The sequence below is a fragment of the Agrobacterium sp. rho-8.1 genome, assembly GCF_033957725.1.
In the GTDB taxonomy this organism is placed as follows: domain Bacteria; phylum Pseudomonadota; class Alphaproteobacteria; order Rhizobiales; family Rhizobiaceae; genus Agrobacterium.
The window spans coordinates 1,347,561-1,366,376 of the sequence record NZ_CP192788.1; the positions used below are offsets into that span (position 1 = coordinate 1,347,561).

Sequence of the window (18,816 nt, forward strand, 5' to 3'; positions counted from 1 at the left end):
CCGGAAATTCGATCGTTGCACCTCCTCGTTCATGCTGCCTGACGGCTCCACACCGGGAATGGATCGTCTAGATGCCGCCAAGCGTTGGGCGTAAATAGCTTGGCATCGATCAGGCATGCGTCCAGCTCCTGACGAAGCGCTGCCTCACGCATCGGGTCTGCACCGATGAAAACGATTTCCTGCCGTCTGTCTCCCCACACATCATCCATATAGGGTGCCAGCATTCGCTCGAAGCCCGGTTCTTCTGGCCAGTGTGTTTTCGGAACCGATGACCACCAAAGGCCCATCTTTCCGGTTTTCACCATCGCGCCAGCCTGACTGATTTCCCCGACATGGTCAGGACGTGTGGCGAGCCAGAAAAAGCCCTTTGCGCGAATGACGCCGGGCCATTCCTTATTGATAAAGGCGTGGAAGCGAGCGGGATCGAATGGACGTTTGGCGCGGTAGACGAATGAGCGGATACCATATTCTTCTGTCTCAGGAATATGCCCTTTGAAACCATGCAATTCCTTGAACCAGAGTGGATGTGTCTCCGCCTCGGCAAAATTGAACAGGCCAGTCCCGAGGACATTTTTAAGCCCGACCTGTCCGAAGTCTGCTTCGATCAGTTTTGCATCGGGATTGAGGCCAACGATAATCTTGCGCGCAGCGTCTCTCTGAGCTTCTGTGGCAGACGAAACCTTGTTCAAAATAACGACATTGGCAAATTCGATCTGTTCGACCAGCAGATCTACCAACGTCCTATCATCACCATCGCCAGCCGTTTCACCGCGATCTGCGAGGAAGTCCTCAGAGCCATAATCTTTCAGCAGATTGGCGCAATCGACGACCGTCACCATCGTATCCAGTCGCGCGACGTCGGCAAGGCTGTTGCCATTCTCATCCCGAAAATCGAATGTTGCTGCAACGGGCAGGGGCTCCGCGATCCCTGTGGATTCGATCAGCAGATAATCGAAACGATCCTGTTCAGCCAGTTGGCGAACCTCGTTCAGGAGGTCATCGCGCAGCGTGCAACAGATGCAGCCATTGGTCATTTCCACCAACTGTTCCTGCGTCCGCGAGAGATTGGCACCTCCATCCCTGATCAGGGACGCATCAATATTCACCTCGCTCATGTCGTTGACGATCACGGCAACGCGGAGCCCGTCGCGATTGCCCAGAATGTGATTGAGGAGGGTGGTTTTTCCCGCACCGAGAAACCCGGAGAGAACGGTGACCGGCAGTTTCCGCGTCATGGCGAAACTCCAATTGTTATAATATTACATTGAGGGTTAAAATGAAAGGCGGCACGCGCCACCTGCCATCATGCTAAGAGTTTGATCAGGACAAGCAGTCTTTCAGCGATGTGGCGATGCCATGCATGAGCTTGAAATAGAGATCAGGGCCAGCCTCGAGCGTTGCCGCTTCTGGATCAAGTGTGCCGGACTTGGCATTGGTGCCTTCGATGACGACATTCACCAGTTTGGGTTCGAACTGGGGTTCGGCAAAAACGCACGTCGCGTTCAACTCTTTCACCTTGGCGTGAATTTGCTTGATACGGTCGGCGCCGGGAATGCTTTCAGGGCTGACGGTGATCGAGCCGACCGTTTTCACACCGTAACGGTGTTCAAAATACTGGTAGGCATCATGAAAAACGACGAACGGCTTGTCCTTGATGGGAGCCACGGTTTCGGTGATCTCCTTGTCGAGAGCATCAAGATTGTCCACAAGCTTCTTCGTGTTGTCCTGATATGCTTTTGCATTGGTAGGATCGGTGGTCATCAGGGTTTTTTCGATCTCGACGGCCATGGCCTTGGCATTGGCGGGGTCTAGCCACAGGTGCATGTCGTATTTACCCTCATCGTGATCATGTTCGTGTTTGTGCTCGCCTTCGTGGCTGTGCTTGTCTCCTGCTTTTTCCGTGTGATCATGGCCTTCATGTTCGTCGTGATCATGTGCTTCGAATGGACCGCCTTCCCGGAAAGACAGTTTTTCTATGCCTTTGGCGTCGTCGAGTTCAACGACTGTCGCCTTGTCTGCCAGTGAATGGAGCGGTTTTTCCAGAAACTTTTCCAGCCCATCGCCTACCCAGAACACCACGTCAGCATTTTCGATGGCCCGCGCGTTCGATGGCTTGAGGCTATAGGTATGCGGAGACGCACCGCCATCAACAATCAGTTCCGGCTCTGCCACGCCTTGCATGATAGCGGCGACCAACGAATGGATGGGCTTGATCGACACTACAACATTGGGCGCTGCCATGGCATTGGTCGATGCGATCATGGCGGCAGAGGCGAGAAGAAGCGTGGCGATTGTTTTCATGCGGTAAGCTCCACTTGTATGGATTTGTTATGTTATTACATATGTTGCGTAACGCTATAACGTATGCGATAGCCGTAGGCAACACCGACAATCGGAAAAACACATGCTTCATTCTCCGGCAAAAAATGACGGAAAACTGGTCTCGCTTTCCAATGCTGGCATTCAGCGCAGCGGTCGCTGGCTGGTGCGCGGCGTGGATTTCTCCGTTAGCCGTGGCGAGATCGTGACCCTCATCGGTCCGAACGGATCCGGCAAATCCACCAGCGCAAAAATGGCGACGGGCGTTTTGAAACCGGACGAGGGGAATGTCTCACGGACCGCCGGACTGCGAGTGGGCTACGTGCCGCAAAAACTTTCCGTAGACTGGACGATGCCGCTGACGGTTCGCAGGTTGATGACACTGACCGGGCAGTTGCCCGCCCGTGAGATCGACGCAGCGCTCAATGCCACCGGCATCACACATCTTGCCAAGGCGGAAGTGCAACATCTGTCCGGCGGGGAGTTTCAGCGCGCGCTTCTGGCCCGCGCCATAGCCCGTAAACCGGATCTGCTGGTTCTGGACGAGCCGGTGCAGGGCGTGGATTTTTCCGGCGAAATCGCCCTTTACGATCTCATCAAGAACATTCGCAACTCCACGGGCTGCGGCATCTTGTTGATTTCGCACGACCTCCACGTGGTGATGGCAGAAACCGATACGGTCATCTGTCTCAACGGTCATGTCTGCTGCCGCGGCACGCCGCAAATGGTCAGCCAGAGCCCTGAATATATGAGGCTATTCGGTGGTGCGGCGGGCCGGGGGCTTGCCGTTTACACCCACGACCACGATCACACGCATCTGCCGGATGGCCGGGTGCAACATGCCGATGGGACGGTAACCGGCCATTGCCACCCGGACGATGGTCACCATCACGATGTGCCCGGCCATGACCATCATGAAGATGAATGCGGGTGCGGGCAGCATGACCATGATCATGCCGATGGAGCCAGGCATGTTTGACGATTTCTTCGTGCGGGCCATGGTTGCCGGTATCGGCGTCGCCTTGATGGCAGGGCCGTTGGGCTGTTTCGTCGTCTGGCGGCGCATGGCTTATTTCGGGGATACCATGGCGCATTCCGCGCTTCTGGGCGTGGCGCTTTCTTTGTTGTTTCAGTTGAACCTGATCGTCAGCGTTTTCATCGTCGCGTCCTTGGTTTCGCTGTTGCTGCTGTTTTTGCAGCGCCGCCAGGCATTATCGTCCGACGCGCTGCTTGGCATTCTCTCGCATTCGGCCCTTGCCTTCGGCCTCGTCATCGTTGCCTTCATGACATGGGTGCGCATTGACCTCGTCGCCTTCCTATTTGGCGATATTCTGGCCGTGACCGTCTCCGACATCTATCTCATCTGGGGTGGCGGCGTGGTGGTGGTGTTGGCGATTGCGTATCTTTGGAAACCTCTGCTCGCATCGACCGTCAATGCCGAACTGGCGGAAGCCGAAGGCATGCGGCCTGAACGATCCAAATTGCTGTTCATGCTGCTCATGGCGCTCGTCATCGCCATCGCCATGAAGATCGTCGGCATCATGCTGATTACCTCGCTGCTGATCATCCCGGCAGCAACCGCGCGCCGGTTTTCGTCCACGCCGGAAATCATGGCCGTCCTGGCATCGTTGATCGGCGCCATTGCCGTTTTCGGCGGGCTGATGGGCTCGCTCCAATACGACACGCCATCCGGCCCCTCGATCGTCGTTGCCGCCGTTATGCTTTTCATCTTGAGTCTTCTGCCGGCGCCAAAACTGGTGCGGAAGGCAGAGCAGGGAGACCGTTCATGACCACGCAAAATCTCACCCGCAACCAGAGCCTCGTTTACGATGCACTGACCCGTTCTCAAGCGCCCCTGAGCGCCTACGTCATTCTCGACAAGCTAAGGGACGCCGGTTTTCGCGCTCCGTTACAGGTCTATCGGGCGCTGGAAAAGCTGATCGAGTTCGGTCTCGTGCATCGACTGGAAAGCCTGAATGCCTTCGTGGCGTGCTCGCACACCAAGTCTGATTGCTGCACGCACCATCACGGCACAGTGGCTTTTGCAATCTGCAACGCATGTGGACAAGTCACGGAGTTCCATGATCACGACGTCGATCATCGCCTTGGTGACTGGGCAAAAAAGCGTCAGTTCAAGGCTGAGAAGACCACGATAGAAATTCGCGGCCTTTGCGAAGCCTGCGCCGCTTGACCGCCGGTCAGAGCGGCTGCAATTCCTTGGCGAAACGCTGCCAGTTTCTGACGTAGTTTTCCGTAGATGTCTTGAGCGATGCGATCGCAGTTTCATCCAATGTGCGGATGGCGCGGGCCGGGGAGCCGACGATCAGCGAATTGTCGGGAAACTCCTTCCCCTCCGTCACCAGCGCGTTGGCACCGATCAGACAGTTTTTGCCGATCTTTGCGCCATTCAAAACAGTCGCACCCATGCCGACGAGCGAGTTGTCACCAATCGTGCAGCCATGGATGATGGCGTGGTGTCCGATGGTGCAGTTTTCGCCAATCGTTGCCGGGAAACCGGGGTCGGCATGTACCATAACCCCTTCCTGAATATTGCTGCCACGCCCAACGGTAATGGGTTCATTATCGCCACGCAACGTCGCACCGAACCATATGCCGACGTCGTCTCCAATCGTGACCGAGCCGATGACATTGGCATCGGGCGCTACCCAGTAACGATCCGGGGCAGGGGTTTGCGGAACGCGGTCTCCGAGACGGTAAAGCGGCATATGGGCTCCTCTGGCTCACGCGATCTTGACGGACAGTGTTGCGACACCATCCACACCGCAATCGATGCGGTCACCCGATATGATCGGCCCCACGCCTGCCGGTGTGCCGGTCATGATGACATCGCCTGCCGCCAGCGTGAACAGCTTTGAAAGCTCTGCGATGATTTCTGCCGTCTTCCAGATCATCTGATCGAGATCACCCGTCTGTTTGCGCTCACCATTTACTTCGAGCCAAACCGCGCCCTTTGCTGGGTGGCCAATCTTGGAAGCGGGGACGAGCGGCGAGACAGGAGCCGAATATTCGAACGCCTTAGCGCTTTCCCAGGATCGGCCCATTTTCTTCAACGCATCCTGCATGTCGCGGCGCGTCATATCGATACCGACGCCATAACCCCAGACATGATCCAGCGCATCTTCGACAGAAATGTCGGAGCCACCACTTTTCAGGGCAACGACGCACTCGACCTCGTAATGCACATTGGAAGAAAGTGCAGGATAAGGAAAATCCCTGCCAGCAGGCAGCAGATTGTCTGCGTTTTTCTGAAAGAAGAACGGCGGCTCACGTGAGGGATCGTGACCCATTTCGATGGCGTGGTCTGCGTAATTGCGCCCGACGCAGTAGACCCTGCGAACCGGAAATGTTTCATCCGTGCCTTCGACAGGCAACAGAACGGTTGGTGGAATGGGAATAACGGTCGCGGACATCGGTCTTGGCTCCTCATTTCAGGTCCTGTTTGTCCCGCGATTCTGCGGGGATTTCCAGTTTAAAATCGGCCTTGGCAGAAAACTGGCTTTATGGAGCAGGTTGCGGTAGAAGCCCCGCAGAAAAGGTTTGGCAACTCATGTATCAACACGCTCTCGCAACCGGCGGCAAGATTTTTGCCGTGGCGCCCATGATCGACTGTAAAGCACGTTTTTAAGATATTGAAATCGTTGGTTTATTTATTTTAAAATAGGCGATGGTGCAGTTTTGGTGCAGTTTGCACCAAGCGACCGGTGCAGATTCAACTGATGGTGACGTGGGGCTGGGCGTGGCGGGGAATGTCTGAGGGTTGGCGGGCAGTGGCTGAAAACCTGCCCGCAGTAGCGGAGGGCGCGGTGGGAGTGTAAGTCAGGCTTGGGAGCTTGGTGCAGTTAGCTTTGAACAGGATAACGAATGAAGGATCTTCAAGCCGCGACTGATCGCTTATTCCGGGAATACCTTCGGCACTGCCAGGCCCCGAATGAGGATACGCTCTTCCACTTCCTCAATTCCTTGCACAGCTTCAGTGACAAACTGAAGCGCTACCGTAAGGGTGGGCTTCACGACTCCCCGAGCTTCATCGGGTTGAAGGCGCTAAGAAATCTTTTCCATCATGAGGCTGAGCTTCTCAGCAAGATCAGTGTCGCGACTGATTTTGTTCAGCCGATCACGGTCGAGCTTATGCGTGTTTGCTTGGTTGATCGTTCGCTTATAGAGCTTGCCGCAACCGGTGAGACTGCACAGGCAAAAAAGCAAAGGCGAACAGCTGGAGATGTAACTGGAGCTTTTCGGTGGTATGGCCAGATCGTTGATATTGAGCCAGCGATCTTCAACGTTGCCGTGGATGCTTACGAGGCTATCCGGGAGATCGACATCTCGCCTTGGTCCGATGCCTTTCGGATGTTTGAATCAAGCTATGAGTACGAGGAAGAGAATGGCTTCGAACATCGCGTGACAGGCAGCATCTCCTGCCACGCGGGCAACGTCGGTGAGCTTTTGCGCAAAATGCATGAGGTTGCTACCGGGGCATAGCAGCTTCCGTTTCGTGGATGATCTCAAACCGTTCGCCATGCCATCGCGGATCCAGAAGCCTGCGCTGAACATTAGCCGCACCCTGGCGAGACATCAGCTTCGCGTCTCTATAGTCCTTGCTGAACTGTGGGCCATCGTAGGTGGCCTGGTCAGTGAAACTATAGAAGCGACCATCCGCGTGCTTCAAGAAATAGCACTTTGGCCGAACGCTCATGGCGTCAGTGCCATTGGTAGCGGCATCCAAAAGATGGGGTTGGCGACAACTTCAAAATCAGACCCCCGGACGAACCACCACTCTGGGAGTCATCCGGCGTTTGGCTCTTCGTAGGTGCGGTCGTCCCACTCACCACCCCATTCAACAATTGAAGGCCATCTTCTGCACGGGTGAAATTTTCCGTGTGCGCATCGTAGAGGTTGAGGCAGCCTTCGGCCAGCGCATCGTCCGAAGTTCGGCCCGCCAGGTCGTCACACCACACGAGGATGGCACGGTCGGTAGGTGCCGTCTCCATTGGTGACCAGCTTGCCTGCTGAGCGGCAAGCGCATCGTAGTGCTCAAGTCAATACGATTTCGGGCCCGTAGGGCGTGTAGGTTAGCTTGTTACCCGCCTGTGACAGCATTTTCACGACTTTGTACCGGTGTACCTCGCTCACATTCCCTTCCTAGGCGGCTCATGGCCGCGTCTGTTGGTGTCAGCGGCGAGTGTACAGCAACCAGAATCCACTATTCAACAATCCGTTGAATAGACACGATGAATGGTGCAGTTCGCCAAAATATTGGTGCAGTTGTGGTGCAGATCTTGGTGCAGTTGGGAAATTACCCAGAGACCACTGCCAATGGATTCAAATGGTTACTCGTGTTAGAGAGTGGCTCAAAATGGCCGTGGTGCAACGTGGTCTTGCGTGGTGCAGTTGGAAAAACAATTGAAAAATCAGTATCTTAACCGCGAAAAAATCTTCGCAGTCGCGCCCATGATCGACTGGACGGACACACGCTGTCGCTTTCTTCATCGGCAGCTTTCCAGCCATGCGCTGCTTTATACGGAAATGATCGTTGCCGATGCGATCATTCACGGGCAGCGTGACAAGTTGCTTGGCTATCATGCTCAGGAACATCCCGTTGCGCTCCAGCTCGGCGGCTCAGATCCGGCAAAGCTTTCGGAAGCGGTGAAGATCGCCAGTGATTATGGCTATGACGAGATCAACCTGAATGTCGGCTGCCCTTCCGACCGGGTGCAATCCGGCACATTCGGCGCCTGCCTGATGCGTGAGCCGGAAACGGTTGCCCGTTGCATAGCGGCGATGAAAGCTGTTGCCACCGTGCCCGTAACCGTCAAATGCCGCATAGGTGTGGACGAACAGGCGCCGGAAACGGTGCTGCCGGACTTCATCTCTCGCGTTGTCGCTGACGGTGCGGATGCTGTCTGGATTCATGCACGCAAAGCCTGGCTTCAGGGCTTGTCTCCGAAGGAAAACCGCGATGTTCCGCCGCTCGACTATGCGCTCGTCTATCGCGTGAAAGAGGAAAATCCCGAGGTCTTTATCGGCATCAACGGCGGCATTACCGATCTCGATCAGGCTGAGGGTCATCTCAAGCATATGGACGGCGTCATGCTGGGCCGCGCCGCCTATCACAACACCTCCATTCTGGCCGACGTCGATCACCGGATTTATGGAGAACCGGCAACTGCGCCGGATTGGATAAGTCTGCGCGACACGATGATGGATTATGCAGCGGATTACACCGCCACGGGCGGCCGGCTGAATCACGTCACACGACATATGGTCGGGCTGTTTCAGGGCCTGCCCGGTGCACGGCGGTTCCGTCAGATACTGTCCAGCGATGCGACCCGGCCTGGCGCCGGACCTGAAGTCATTTCTGCAGCATTTTCGGCGGTCAATTTCGACAAGGGCTGCGAGATCATCGCTGTTTAAGGCACTTGGCAGGCGGCTTTACACCAGCGTTTGCAACAGTTGTGCGCCGTTCGGCGCGTTGACTTTGCCGCCGGTGATAAAGAAAGCGAAGACATCGCGTGTCTTTTTCTCTGTCTTGCGATCCAGGGCGATCAAAGGGAGATCATCCGGGACGCTGCCTTGCGCGTAGTCCTGAAGACGATGAGCCCACGCCTTCACGTCCTTTTCAGGGTAACAGGTCTCGATGTCGTCTTCGCCCTTTTGCAGGCGACAATACACAAACTCCGCTGTCACATCCGGCAACATCGGGTACTCGTGGTGATCGGCGCAGACGACGGCAACCTTGTGCTTTGCCAGCAGGTCGATGAACTCCGGCACCTGGAAACTCGGATTGCGGACTTCGACGACATGCTGAAGCGTCAGGCCATCCTGTTTTTCAGGTAGAAGCGCCAGAAAGGCAGCGAAATCATCCGGCTCAAACTTCTTTGTCGGGGCGAACTGCCACAGGAGAGGACCAAGATGGTCGCCCAGCTCCGTCAGTCCTTGCGTGAGAAACTTGGCGATGGATTCACCGGCTTCGGCCAACACCTTGCGATTGGTGACAAAGCGGCTGGCTTTGAGCGAGAAGATAAAACCATCAGGAACTTCGGATGCCCATTTGGCGAAGGTTTCCGGCTTCTGGCTGCCGTAATAGGTTCCGTTGACTTCGATGGCTCTGAGCTGGCGGCTGGCATGCTCGAGCTGGCGTCTCTTGACCAGCTTGTCGGGATAAAACGTGCCTTCCCATGGCTCGAAGGTCCAGCCGCCGATGCCCGTGCGGATCGTGCCTGTCTTGCTCATCGCAGTCTTCCCTCCATGCCCTGGTTATTCTGCGGCTTGTATTTTCTTCTCGGGACGACGCTCCAGCAGCTCCTTCAGGAAATGGCCGGTATAAGAACGCTTTTCCTTGACGATCTGCTCCGGCGTTCCGGTTGCGACGATCTCGCCACCACCCGTACCGCCTTCAGGGCCGATATCGATCACCCAGTCAGCAGTCTTAATAACCTCGAGATTGTGCTCGATGACGACGACGGAGTTTCCCTGATCGACCAACTCGTGAAGCATTTCCAACAGCTTGTTGACGTCGTGGAAATGCAAGCCGGTCGTTGGCTCATCGAGAATGTAGAGCGTGCGGCCAGTCGAGCGTTTTGAAAGCTCCTTGGCAAGTTTCACGCGTTGGGCTTCACCACCTGACAGGGTGTTGGCCTGCTGCCCGACCTTGATGTAGCCAAGACCGACATCGAAAAGCGATTGCAGCTTGTCGCGCACCGCTGGCACGGCTGAAAAGAATTCGACACCCTCCTCGACCGTCATATCGAGGACATCGGCGATCGACTTGCTTTTGAAGGTCACATCCAGCGTTTCGCGATTGTAGCGCTTGCCGTGGCAGACATCGCACGTCACATATACGTCCGGCAGGAAGTGCATCTCGATCTTGATGACGCCATCGCCCTGACAGGCTTCACAACGACCGCCCTTGACGTTGAAGGAGAAGCGGCCGGGTGCATAACCACGAGCTTTCGCCTCCGGTAAGCCGGAGAACCAGTCCCGGATGGGCGTGAACGCACCCGTATAAGTCGCCGGGTTGGAGCGAGGTGTACGCCCGATCGGCGACTGGTCGATATCAATGACCTTATCGATGAACTCGAAGCCATCGATACGGTCGTGGTCAGCCGGAATTTCACGAGCACCCATGACGCGACGTGCCGCCGATTTGTAAAGCGTCTCGATCAGGAAGGTCGATTTGCCTCCACCGGACACGCCAGTCACAGCCGTGAAGACACCGAGCGGAACTGACGCAGTCACATTTTTCAGATTGTTGCCGCGGGCGCCGACGACCTTGATCTCCTTACCCTTTTTAGCCTTGCGGCGTTCTGCGGGAATAGCCACGCCCAATTCACCGGAAAGGTATTTACCGGTCAGCGAATTCGGGTTGTCCATGACCTGCTGCGGCGTGCCCTCTGCGATGACTTCGCCGCCGTGAATACCGGCGGCCGGACCGATATCAACCACATAGTCGGCGGTCATGATGGCATCTTCGTCATGCTCGACCACGATGACGGTATTGCCGATATCGCGAAGGTGTTTCAGCGTATCAAGGAGACGAGCGTTGTCGCGCTGATGCAAGCCAATGGACGGCTCGTCGAGGACGTAAAGAACGCCCGTCAGGCCCGAGCCGATCTGTGATGCAAGGCGGATACGCTGGCTTTCACCACCGGATAGCGTACCGGAGTTGCGCGACAGGCTGAGGTAATCCAGTCCCACATCATTGAGAAACCTGAGGCGTTCGCGGATTTCCTTGAGGATACGGACGGCGATTTCGTTTTGTTTGGCGTTGAGCGATTCCGGGAGAACTTCGAACCAGTCGCGCGCCACCTTGATCGACATCTCGGTGACTTGGCCGATGTGCTTCTTGTTGATCTTCACCGCCAAAGCTTCGGGTTTCAGGCGATAACCTGCGCAAGCGGGGCAGGGCGCTGCTGACATGTAGCGCTCGATCTCCTCACGCGCCCAAGCACTGTCTGTTTCCTTCCAGCGACGTTCCAGATTGGGAACGATGCCTTCAAAATTTTTCACCGTCTTGTAGGAGCGTGCGCCGTCCTGATACTGGAACTCGATCTTATCGTCAGTGCCTTGGAGGATCGCTTTCTTTGCAGCGTCGGAGAGTTCGTTCCAGCGGCTGGACAGCTTGAAGCCAAAGGCTTTGCCAAGCGCTTCCAGCGTCTGATTATAGTATGGTGATGATGACTTGGCCCACGGCGCCACGGCGCCATCCTTCAACGTGCGTGCGGGCTCGGGCACGATCAGCGCCGTGTCCACCTTCTGCTGGGAGCCGAGGCCATCGCAGGTAGGGCAGGCGCCGAAGGGATTGTTGAAGGAGAAAAGGCGGGGTTCGATCTCTGAGATCGTAAAACCGGAGACGGGGCAGGCGAACTTTTCCGAAAAGAGCACACGTTCGTGAGTCTCGTTCAGCGACTTGTTCGCCGATCCACCGGCAGACGTCTCTTCCGGTGGCAGGGGTTTGTCGGCAAATTCCGCAACGGCCAGACCATCTGCCAGCTTCAAACAGGTCTCGAGACTGTCTGCCAGACGCGCAGCCATGTCCGGACGAACCACGGCACGATCCACGACCACATCGATATCGTGTTTGTATTTCTTGTCCAACGCAGGCACATCGGCAATTTCATAAAATTGACCGTCGACCTTGACGCGCTGGAAGCCTTTCTTCATGAGCTCGGCGAGCTCTTTCTTGTACTCACCCTTCCGACCTCGGATCATCGGTGCAAGAATGTAAAGCCGTGTCCCTTCTTCGAACGCAAGGATACGGTCCACCATTTGGCTGATCGTTTGGCTTTCAATCGGCAAGCCTGTCGCTGGCGAGTAGGGGACACCCACACGCGCAAAGAGCAGACGCATATAGTCGTAGATCTCCGTAACCGTCCCGACCGTCGAGCGCGGGTTGCGCGAGGTCGTCTTCTGTTCGATGGAGATGGCGGGAGACAAACCCTCGATCTGGTCCACATCCGGTTTTTGCATCATTTCCAGAAACTGGCGAGCGTAGGCCGAGAGGCTCTCGACGTAGCGCCGCTGCCCTTCCGCATAGATCGTATCGAAGGCGAGCGAAGATTTGCCGGAGCCCGACAGGCCGGTCATCACGATCAGCTTGTTGCGCGGCAGGTCCAGGTCGATACCCTTGAGGTTATGCTCACGGGCACCGCGGATCGAAATCGTCTTTAATTCACTCATGAGAAGGCTCGGGATACTCGTTGGGAGGCGTCGGTTCTTATGTAATGACGGTGAGCGGCATGTCGAGATATATTAAACTTTTCGTATACGCTTTTCAGTCCACTTGACTCAGTTGTCCAGTCTTAATAGAACAAAATGAGAACGATTGGCAAGCGTGCGCAGATGACATAACATTCCTTGTGGATTGTCGTTCCATCCGGTGCCCATGGTGTTGAACGATGGTCTATGGTGATCTCAGATTTTGAACAGGATAGATGCTGGCCATGATGGCTGGCAGACAGGATGAGAAGATGGCTGGCAGCGTAAACAAGGTAATTTTGCTCGGAAACGTCGGCGCTGATCCAGAAATTCGCCGCACGCAAGACGGTCGTCCTATCGCAAACCTTCGTATTGCGACATCCGAAAGCTGGCGCGACCGCACCTCCGGAGAGCGTAAAGAAAAGACGGAATGGCACTCTGTGGTGGTCTTCAACGAAGGTCTTTGCAAGGTCATTGAGCAGTACGTAAAAAAGGGCGCCAAGCTCTATATTGAAGGCGCGCTTCAGACCCGAAAATGGCAGGACCAAACGGGCAATGATCGTTACTCCACGGAAATCGTACTCCAAGGCTTTAATTCCACCCTGACCATGCTAGACGGTCGCGGTGAAGGTGGCGGCGGTGGAAGCCGTGGCGGAGACGATTACGGTAGCGGTGGCGGAAACTATGGCGGCGGCAATGACCAACCATCCTCCTCCTCCTCTCGCGGTGGCGCATCGCGCGGCGGCCAGCCAGCTGGCAACTTCAACAATGATATGGATGACGATATACCGTTCTGATCCGAACACGACAGTTGCGTTTCGGATTTAAAATGATCGCTTCGGGTAGCACCCGATGCGCTCGTTTCCAGCATGACCATGCAACAACGTAGGCGGTCTTGTTACGCCGCTGGTCAAGCCTGTTGGCGATGCGTCTGACCTTCTGGATGGACCGGAGGATTAGGTCTTGATTGCTATCATGCGCGGTCTTTTTTTGGTGCGTGATGACATTGGCACGAGATCGGATCACGGACATCATGGCAAGGCGAGCATGACGACAAAGACGTAGCGATGCCAGCCATGCCGCGAGCGGGTCTCGTTATGTTCGAGACAGAGTTCGTTCCTGGCGGTCTCGAAGGTATCTTCGATTGCCCAATAGTGACCTTCGACGGATACAAGCGTCTGAATGGCTGTTCCCGCCTTGCATCACGTCGTGAAGAATACGAGCTCGCCATCGCTGATAGTGCGCGCGATCAACAAGCCCCGCGCCTTTTGTGACATCGCTGGCGCAAAGGCGCTGCCACGCAGCGGGATCGAGATCACGGGCGATCTCAAGGTCGTTTCCTGCAAGGGAAGGCTTACCCGACCAAGAGCCGAAATGACGGTTTGGTTTGATCCCGAGAACGCAACCTTTGCAGGCTCGGTGCAGCACTACTCCGACGCCATACACAGCATCTGCTGCAATCCATGAGGATGGCACATCACTCAGCTATCGTGTCGGATGCACCGTCAGCCCAGCCCACGGCCGCGGAACCGTCGATGACATCAGGCCGAAAACACAGCGATATAACGATCAAACTTGGTCGGGACACACGCGTCCGGGTAGATGGCGACATCGATACAGAAGCGCTGGGCCGCATTGTCGATTGGGTGTCGGATCCGCATTGATCCGGTTCCTGCTGGCGTGAAGGCCAGGTTGGCAACGGACCATACCGATATGCGCAAACGCTTACAAAGCATGCCATGGAACGATTATCGGAGAGAGAACGCATGTCAGCCTCATCCAGAAAAAGGTGGCATCTATCGCGGTCTGTTCGAACGCCAGGCGCTGGAACTGACGAAGGCACTGGTTCTGGATGTCGCCGAATAACGGCGCTGGTCCACAGCATTCACGGATGCCGTGGACCCAGTACCATCAACGCCAGCCGAGTTCTGGCGCGACGTGTTTCAAGATGGAATCGAGAACATGGACGTTGTACTCGACGCCGAGCTGGTTCGGGATCGTCAACAACAGGGTATCGGCCTCAGCGACGGCTTCATCCTTCGCCAGCTCCTTGATCAGCATCTCCGGCTCTGCGGCATATGAGCGTCCGAAAACAGCGCGGGTGTTTGCATCGAGATAACCGATGCTGTCGCTCTCTTTGCCGCTGCCACCGAAATAGGCGCGGTCGCGATCATCCACCAGCGCAAAAATGCTGCGGCTGACGGACACACGCGGTGTGCGGGTGTGGCCAGCTTCCTTCCAAGCGGCACGATAGGCGCGGATTTGCTTGGCTTGCTGGACATGAAACGGTTCTCCGGTCTCGTCGTCCTTCAGCGTCGAACTCTGCAAGTTCATACCGAGCTTTGCCGCCCAGACGGCGGTGGCATTGGAGCCAGCACCCCACCAGATACGCTCACGCAAACCTTCGGAATGCGGTTCGAGACGCAGCAGTCCGGGAGGGTTGGCAAACATCGGCCGGGGATTGGGCTCGGCAAAACCCTCGCCCTTCAGCACCTCCAGAAACACTTCCGTGTTGTTGCGACCCATGTCGGCATCGCTCGCGCCGTCTTTCGGCTGATAGCCGAAGTAGCGCCAACCCTCGATCACCTGTTCGGGCGAACCACGGCTGAGGCCAAGTTGCAGGCGACCATCGGAAATCAGGTCGGCAGAACCCGCATCTTCCGCCATGTAGAGCGGGTTTTCATAACGCATATCGATGACGCCCGTGCCGATCTCGATTTTGCTCGTTCTGGCGCCGACGGCTGCCAGCAAAGGAAACGGCGAGGCCAGTTGCCGGGCGAAGTGATGCACGCGAAAGTATGCGCCGTCGACACCGATCTCTTCGGCCGCGACAGCAAGCTCTATCGATTGTTGAAGTACGTCCTTGGCGGTGCGTGCTTGGGAATGTGGCCCCGGACCCCAATGTCCAAAAGACAGAAAGCCAATCTTCTTCATGATATTCTACCTGAATCTGCATATGTTTCGTTGCCAAACATATAGTGCGCAATTCAGGGAATGTACGGCCAAGATTGTGAACAGTCTGTTCAGGCCTTGGCCCGAGCAAGATCCGTCGTCTCGCTAAGATTGAGGTCCGCCGCCGACACATCGACGATTGCGCTGGCAAGTTGGCGGAAGCTGACGGTTCCCATAGCCTTGCCCGAGGGGTCGCAGACCGTTGCTTTTTCATCGCCGCTCCGCGCCAGCATTCGCATCGTGTCCTCGATGCTGGTGCCGACAACAACTTGCGGACCGACGGCCGGTATTCCCGGCGCAACTGGAGACATCACGGCCTCGACATTGATGACCCGACCCCTGTTCACCTCCTTCACGAAGTTGGCGATGTACTCATCGGCCGGATGCAGCACAATGTCCTGACTGGTGCCCTGTTGAATGACCTCGCCATCCCGCAGGATCGCGATCTGATCGCCCAGCCGAAGTGCCTCGTCCAGATCATGGGTGATGAAGACGATGGTTTTCCTGATTTCCTTTTGAATATCGAGAAGCACGGATTGCATGTCGGTGCGGATCAGCGGGTCGAGCGCGGAATAGGCTTCATCCATCAGGAGAACAGGCGCATCGTTGGAGAGCGCCCGCGCCAGCCCCACGCGCTGCTGCATGCCACCCGACAGCTGGTTGGGAAAGCGTGTCTCGAAGCCTTTCAGGCCGACGCGGTCCAGCCAGCGCATGGCAATATCGACGCTCTTCGCCCTCGCCATGCCCTGCACTTCAAGGCCATAGAGGGTGTTATCCAGAACGTTGCGATGCGGCAGAAGGGCGAATTTTTGAAAAACCATCGCTGTCTGGTGGCGGCGAAAGGCGCGCAGCTCTGTCGCATTCATCTTCATGACATCAACGCCATCGACCAGCACCTCGCCAGCCGTTGGGTCTATCAGCCGGTTGATGTGGCGGATCAACGTTGACTTGCCGGAGCCGGAAAGGCCCATGATGACCTGAATGCAGCCGGAGGGAATATCGATGTTGATATCTCGAAGGCCAAGGACATGACCGTGCTTCTCGTTGAGTTCGGTTTTTGTCAGCCCATTGCGAACGGCGTCGATATGAGCGTGCGGTTTGGCGCCGAACACCTTGTAGAGGTTGCTGATCTTTATGCCGCCGAATGCAGTTTCAGCCATGGGCAATCTCCTGATGTTTCTGGAGCCTTTTGCCATAGGCCTGGCTGATGCGGTCGAAGATGATGGCGATGCCGACGATGGCCATGCCATTGAAGATGCCCAGCGTGAAATACTGGTTGGCGATGGCTTTGAGAACCGGCTGGCCCAGTCCCTGCACGCCGATCATCGAGGCGATGACGACCATGGCGAGCGCCATCATGATGGTCTGGTTGATGCCGGCCATGATGGTGGGGAGTGCCAGCGGCAATTGCACCTTGAAGAGCTTTTGCCAGCCGGAAGAGCCGAAGGCGTCGGCGGCCTCCAGCACATCCCCATCCACCAGCCGGATACCGAGATTGGTGAGGCGTATCATCGGCGGAATGGCATAGATGACGACGGCGATCAGACCCGGCACGCGGCCGATACCCAGCAGCATGACGACGGGGATGAGGTAGACGAAGCTCGGCATGGTCTGCATGACATCCAGGATCGGATTGACGACCCGCTGGACACGGTTGGAATGCGACATGGCAATGCCGAGAGGAAGCCCGATGGCGATGGACAAAACCGTGCAGACGAAGATCATCGAGATCGTCCGCATCGTATCCGTCCACATGTCGAAGTAACCGATAGCCAGAAGTGTGAAAAGACAGCCCAGCACGATCTTGAGGCTGCGGCTGCCAGCCCAGGCAATGGCGAGAATGATCAGGATGATGATTGGCCACGGCGTTTGCGTCATAAAACGCTCGGCCCAGATCAGAAATTGCTGCAGTGGTGAAAAGAAACCTTCGATGCTTCCGCCCCAGGCGCGGGTGAACTCACGAAAGCCGTCATCGATCATCTTTTTCAGACCACGAAGCGTATCGTCGTTCATGCTCGGAAACTTGTAAAACCAGTCCATGCGCGTCCCCTGTGATCACGTCGACATGCGATGGGTGTTTGCCAATCGCATGTCTGGTTGCGTGTCTGCCGGACGCTTCGTCAGGCAGGAGGGAACTCTGTCAGAGCGAGGCCTTGACCTTTTCCGCAGCGTCGGCAGAAACCCACTTCGTCCAGATGTCTGGGTTTTCCTTGAGGAAATGCTTGGCGCTGTCTTCACCGGTCGCCTGATTGTCGGTCATCCATGCCATCAGCTTGTTGACGGTGGTGTTGCTCCACGAGCGCTTGTTCAGGTAGTCCATGATCTCTGGACCTGCCTTGTCGGCAAATGGTTTGGCAACCAGCGTCACAACCTTGTCCACCGGCCATGCGTTCGGCTTCGGGTCCGGGCAATCCGCAACCGTGTTGCAGCGCTTCCACTCGGCGGCATCGCCGGCAACGCCGGGCTCGAGCTTCACCATCTCGTATTTGCCGAGGAGGGCGGTCGGCGACCAGTAGTAGCCAACCCATGGCTGCTTACGCTCATAGGCCTTGGCAATGGAGCCATCGAGGCCAGCGGACGAGCCGCTATCGATAAGGTTGAAGCCTGCTTCTTCTGCGTCGAATGCCTTGTAGAGCTGACCTGTGACAACGGTACCGCCCCAGCCTTGTGGACCGTTGACGATGGCGCCCTTGTCTGGATTTTCCGCATCCGGGAAAAGCTTCGGGTTCTTCATGAGATCGCCGATGGTCTTGATATCAGGATGTGCGTCGGCCACGTATTTGGGAATCCACCAGCCTTGAATACCGCCATCAGGCAAGGCCGTTGCGGCAACCACCAGCTTGCCTTCGTCCACGCCACGCTTGACGACTTCCGGCAATGTATCGGCCCAGGCTTCCGGCGCGATATCGGGTTGGCCTTTTTCGACCATGGATGTGATGGTTGGAACGGTATCGCCAATGGTGATATCGGCGCTGCAACCATAGCCTTCGTTGAGAATAATCTTGTCGATGGCGGACAGCACTTCGGCGCTCTGCCAGTTCATGCTGGCAATGGTCGGACTACCGCACTCTGCAGCGCTGGCCGCAGCCGCGCCGCCCAGCAAACCGAACACCAGACAGGTCGATGCAAGCAATGTCTTCATATCTGTTCCCTTTATTGGCGACGCTTATAAAGAGACGAACCTGCCGCTTGGGTCTGCCCCTGTCTTTGTCTTTGCAAAGTTGATGGGATGATGGCGTGAAGCCCGACCGTGAACCTACGCGAAATGCGACGGCCATTCGCCAAACCACGACAGGTCACGGCATTTTAATCTTCAGGTAACTTTCAGCA

The 18,816-nt window shown here is 56.3% G+C and carries 18 protein-coding genes and 1 pseudogene; 8 read left to right on the forward strand and 11 right to left on the reverse strand.

Annotation, left to right across the window (positions count from 1 at the left end; translation table 11 throughout):
- Nucleotides 1–29: 29 nt before the first annotated feature.
- Both RMR21_RS06795 and znuA read right to left on the reverse strand, forming a co-directional pair.
- Entirely contained in the window at nt 30–1,235 is a 1,206-nt protein-coding gene (locus tag RMR21_RS06795; RefSeq protein WP_498669906.1) for a GTP-binding protein, read from the reverse strand.
- Nucleotides 1,236–1,320: 85 nt separating this feature from the next.
- Nucleotides 1,321–2,301, reverse strand: a complete 981-nt coding sequence (znuA, locus tag RMR21_RS06800; RefSeq protein WP_498669907.1) for a zinc ABC transporter substrate-binding protein ZnuA — start codon at nt 2,299–2,301, stop codon at nt 1,321–1,323.
- 103 nt (nt 2,302–2,404) lie between these two features.
- On the opposite strand from znuA, the gene znuC reads away from it, so the two are divergent.
- From znuC to RMR21_RS06815, 3 genes are read left to right on the forward strand one after another with little or no spacing between them, the layout of a single operon-like run.
- A complete protein-coding gene (gene znuC / locus RMR21_RS06805) occupies nt 2,405–3,298 on the forward strand; it encodes a zinc ABC transporter ATP-binding protein ZnuC (RefSeq protein WP_498669908.1) in 894 nt (297 codons plus the stop codon).
- Nucleotides 3,291–4,109, forward strand: coding sequence for a zinc ABC transporter permease subunit ZnuB (gene znuB, locus RMR21_RS06810; protein WP_498669909.1), 819 nt, complete (start codon nt 3,291–3,293; stop codon nt 4,107–4,109). The genes znuC and znuB overlap by 8 nt, the downstream gene beginning before the upstream one ends.
- Entirely contained in the window at nt 4,106–4,510 is a 405-nt protein-coding gene (locus tag RMR21_RS06815; RefSeq protein ID WP_174152903.1) for a Fur family transcriptional regulator, read from the forward strand. Before znuB ends, RMR21_RS06815 begins: the two co-directional genes overlap by 4 nt.
- 7 nt (nt 4,511–4,517) lie before the next feature.
- Here the strand turns inward: RMR21_RS06815 and RMR21_RS06820 are convergent, their stop codons facing one another.
- Complete coding sequence (locus RMR21_RS06820) at nt 4,518–5,045, reverse strand: gamma carbonic anhydrase family protein (RefSeq protein ID WP_498669910.1); 528 nt, start codon at nt 5,043–5,045, stop codon at nt 4,518–4,520.
- A 15-nt stretch (nt 5,046–5,060) separates the two neighbouring features.
- The gene (locus RMR21_RS06825) at nt 5,061–5,750 is read right to left on the reverse strand and encodes a fumarylacetoacetate hydrolase family protein (RefSeq protein WP_498669911.1); all 690 of its coding nucleotides are present in this window, start codon (nt 5,748–5,750) and stop codon (nt 5,061–5,063) included.
- Nucleotides 5,751–6,201: 451 nt separating this feature from the next.
- Between RMR21_RS06825 and RMR21_RS06830 the strand changes: the two genes are divergently transcribed.
- From RMR21_RS06830 to dusA, 3 genes are all read left to right on the forward strand, one after another.
- A complete protein-coding gene (locus tag RMR21_RS06830; RefSeq protein WP_498669912.1) occupies nt 6,202–6,819 on the forward strand; it encodes a hypothetical protein in 618 nt (205 codons plus the stop codon).
- A 749-nt stretch (nt 6,820–7,568) separates the two neighbouring features.
- Nucleotides 7,569–7,760: a hypothetical protein gene (locus RMR21_RS06835; RefSeq protein WP_498669913.1), complete on the forward strand. Its 192-nt coding sequence runs from the start codon at nt 7,569–7,571 to the stop codon at nt 7,758–7,760.
- A gap of 28 nt (nt 7,761–7,788) precedes the next feature.
- Nucleotides 7,789–8,751, forward strand: coding sequence for a tRNA dihydrouridine(20/20a) synthase DusA (gene dusA / locus RMR21_RS06840; RefSeq protein WP_498670095.1), 963 nt, complete (start codon nt 7,789–7,791; stop codon nt 8,749–8,751).
- Between the two features lie 18 nt (nt 8,752–8,769).
- Here the strand turns inward: dusA and RMR21_RS06845 are convergent, their stop codons facing one another.
- Complete coding sequence (locus tag RMR21_RS06845; protein ID WP_498669914.1) at nt 8,770–9,570, reverse strand: DUF72 domain-containing protein; 801 nt, start codon at nt 9,568–9,570, stop codon at nt 8,770–8,772.
- 24 nt (nt 9,571–9,594) lie between these two features.
- The gene (uvrA, locus tag RMR21_RS06850; protein ID WP_498669915.1) at nt 9,595–12,516 is read right to left on the reverse strand and encodes an excinuclease ABC subunit UvrA; all 2,922 of its coding nucleotides are present in this window, start codon (nt 12,514–12,516) and stop codon (nt 9,595–9,597) included.
- 290 nt (nt 12,517–12,806) lie between these two features.
- On the opposite strand from uvrA, the gene RMR21_RS06855 reads away from it, so the two are divergent.
- Nucleotides 12,807–13,331 carry a single-stranded DNA-binding protein gene (locus RMR21_RS06855; protein WP_498670096.1) on the forward strand — a complete coding sequence of 175 codons (525 nt, stop codon included), beginning with the start codon at nt 12,807–12,809 and terminating at the stop codon, nt 13,329–13,331.
- Nucleotides 13,332–13,518: 187 nt separating this feature from the next.
- On the opposite strand, the pseudogene RMR21_RS06860 reads toward RMR21_RS06855, so the two are convergent.
- Nucleotides 13,519–14,016 (reverse strand): annotated as a pseudogene (locus RMR21_RS06860) (transposase family protein); the annotation flags it as partial.
- 120 nt (nt 14,017–14,136) lie between these two features.
- On the opposite strand from RMR21_RS06860, the gene RMR21_RS06865 reads away from it, so the two are divergent.
- Nucleotides 14,137–14,400 carry a hypothetical protein gene (locus RMR21_RS06865; protein WP_498670243.1) on the forward strand — a complete coding sequence of 88 codons (264 nt, stop codon included), beginning with the start codon at nt 14,137–14,139 and terminating at the stop codon, nt 14,398–14,400.
- 45 nt (nt 14,401–14,445) lie between these two features.
- Here the strand turns inward: RMR21_RS06865 and RMR21_RS06870 are convergent, their stop codons facing one another.
- From RMR21_RS06870 to RMR21_RS06885, 4 genes are all read right to left on the reverse strand, one after another.
- Nucleotides 14,446–15,468, reverse strand: coding sequence for an LLM class flavin-dependent oxidoreductase (locus RMR21_RS06870; protein ID WP_498669916.1), 1,023 nt, complete (start codon nt 15,466–15,468; stop codon nt 14,446–14,448).
- Nucleotides 15,469–15,557: 89 nt separating this feature from the next.
- On the reverse strand, nt 15,558–16,646 hold the full coding sequence (locus RMR21_RS06875) for a quaternary amine ABC transporter ATP-binding protein (RefSeq protein WP_498669917.1): 1,089 nt from the start codon (nt 16,644–16,646) through the stop codon (nt 15,558–15,560).
- Nucleotides 16,639–17,526 (reverse strand): ABC transporter permease, encoded by an 888-nt coding sequence (locus RMR21_RS06880; RefSeq protein ID WP_498669918.1) that lies wholly within the window; start codon nt 17,524–17,526, stop codon nt 16,639–16,641. Before RMR21_RS06880 ends, RMR21_RS06875 begins: the two co-directional genes overlap by 8 nt.
- A gap of 100 nt (nt 17,527–17,626) precedes the next feature.
- Nucleotides 17,627–18,628 (reverse strand): ABC transporter substrate-binding protein, encoded by a 1,002-nt coding sequence (locus tag RMR21_RS06885; protein WP_498669919.1) that lies wholly within the window; start codon nt 18,626–18,628, stop codon nt 17,627–17,629.
- Between the last annotated feature and the right edge of the window lie 188 nt (nt 18,629–18,816).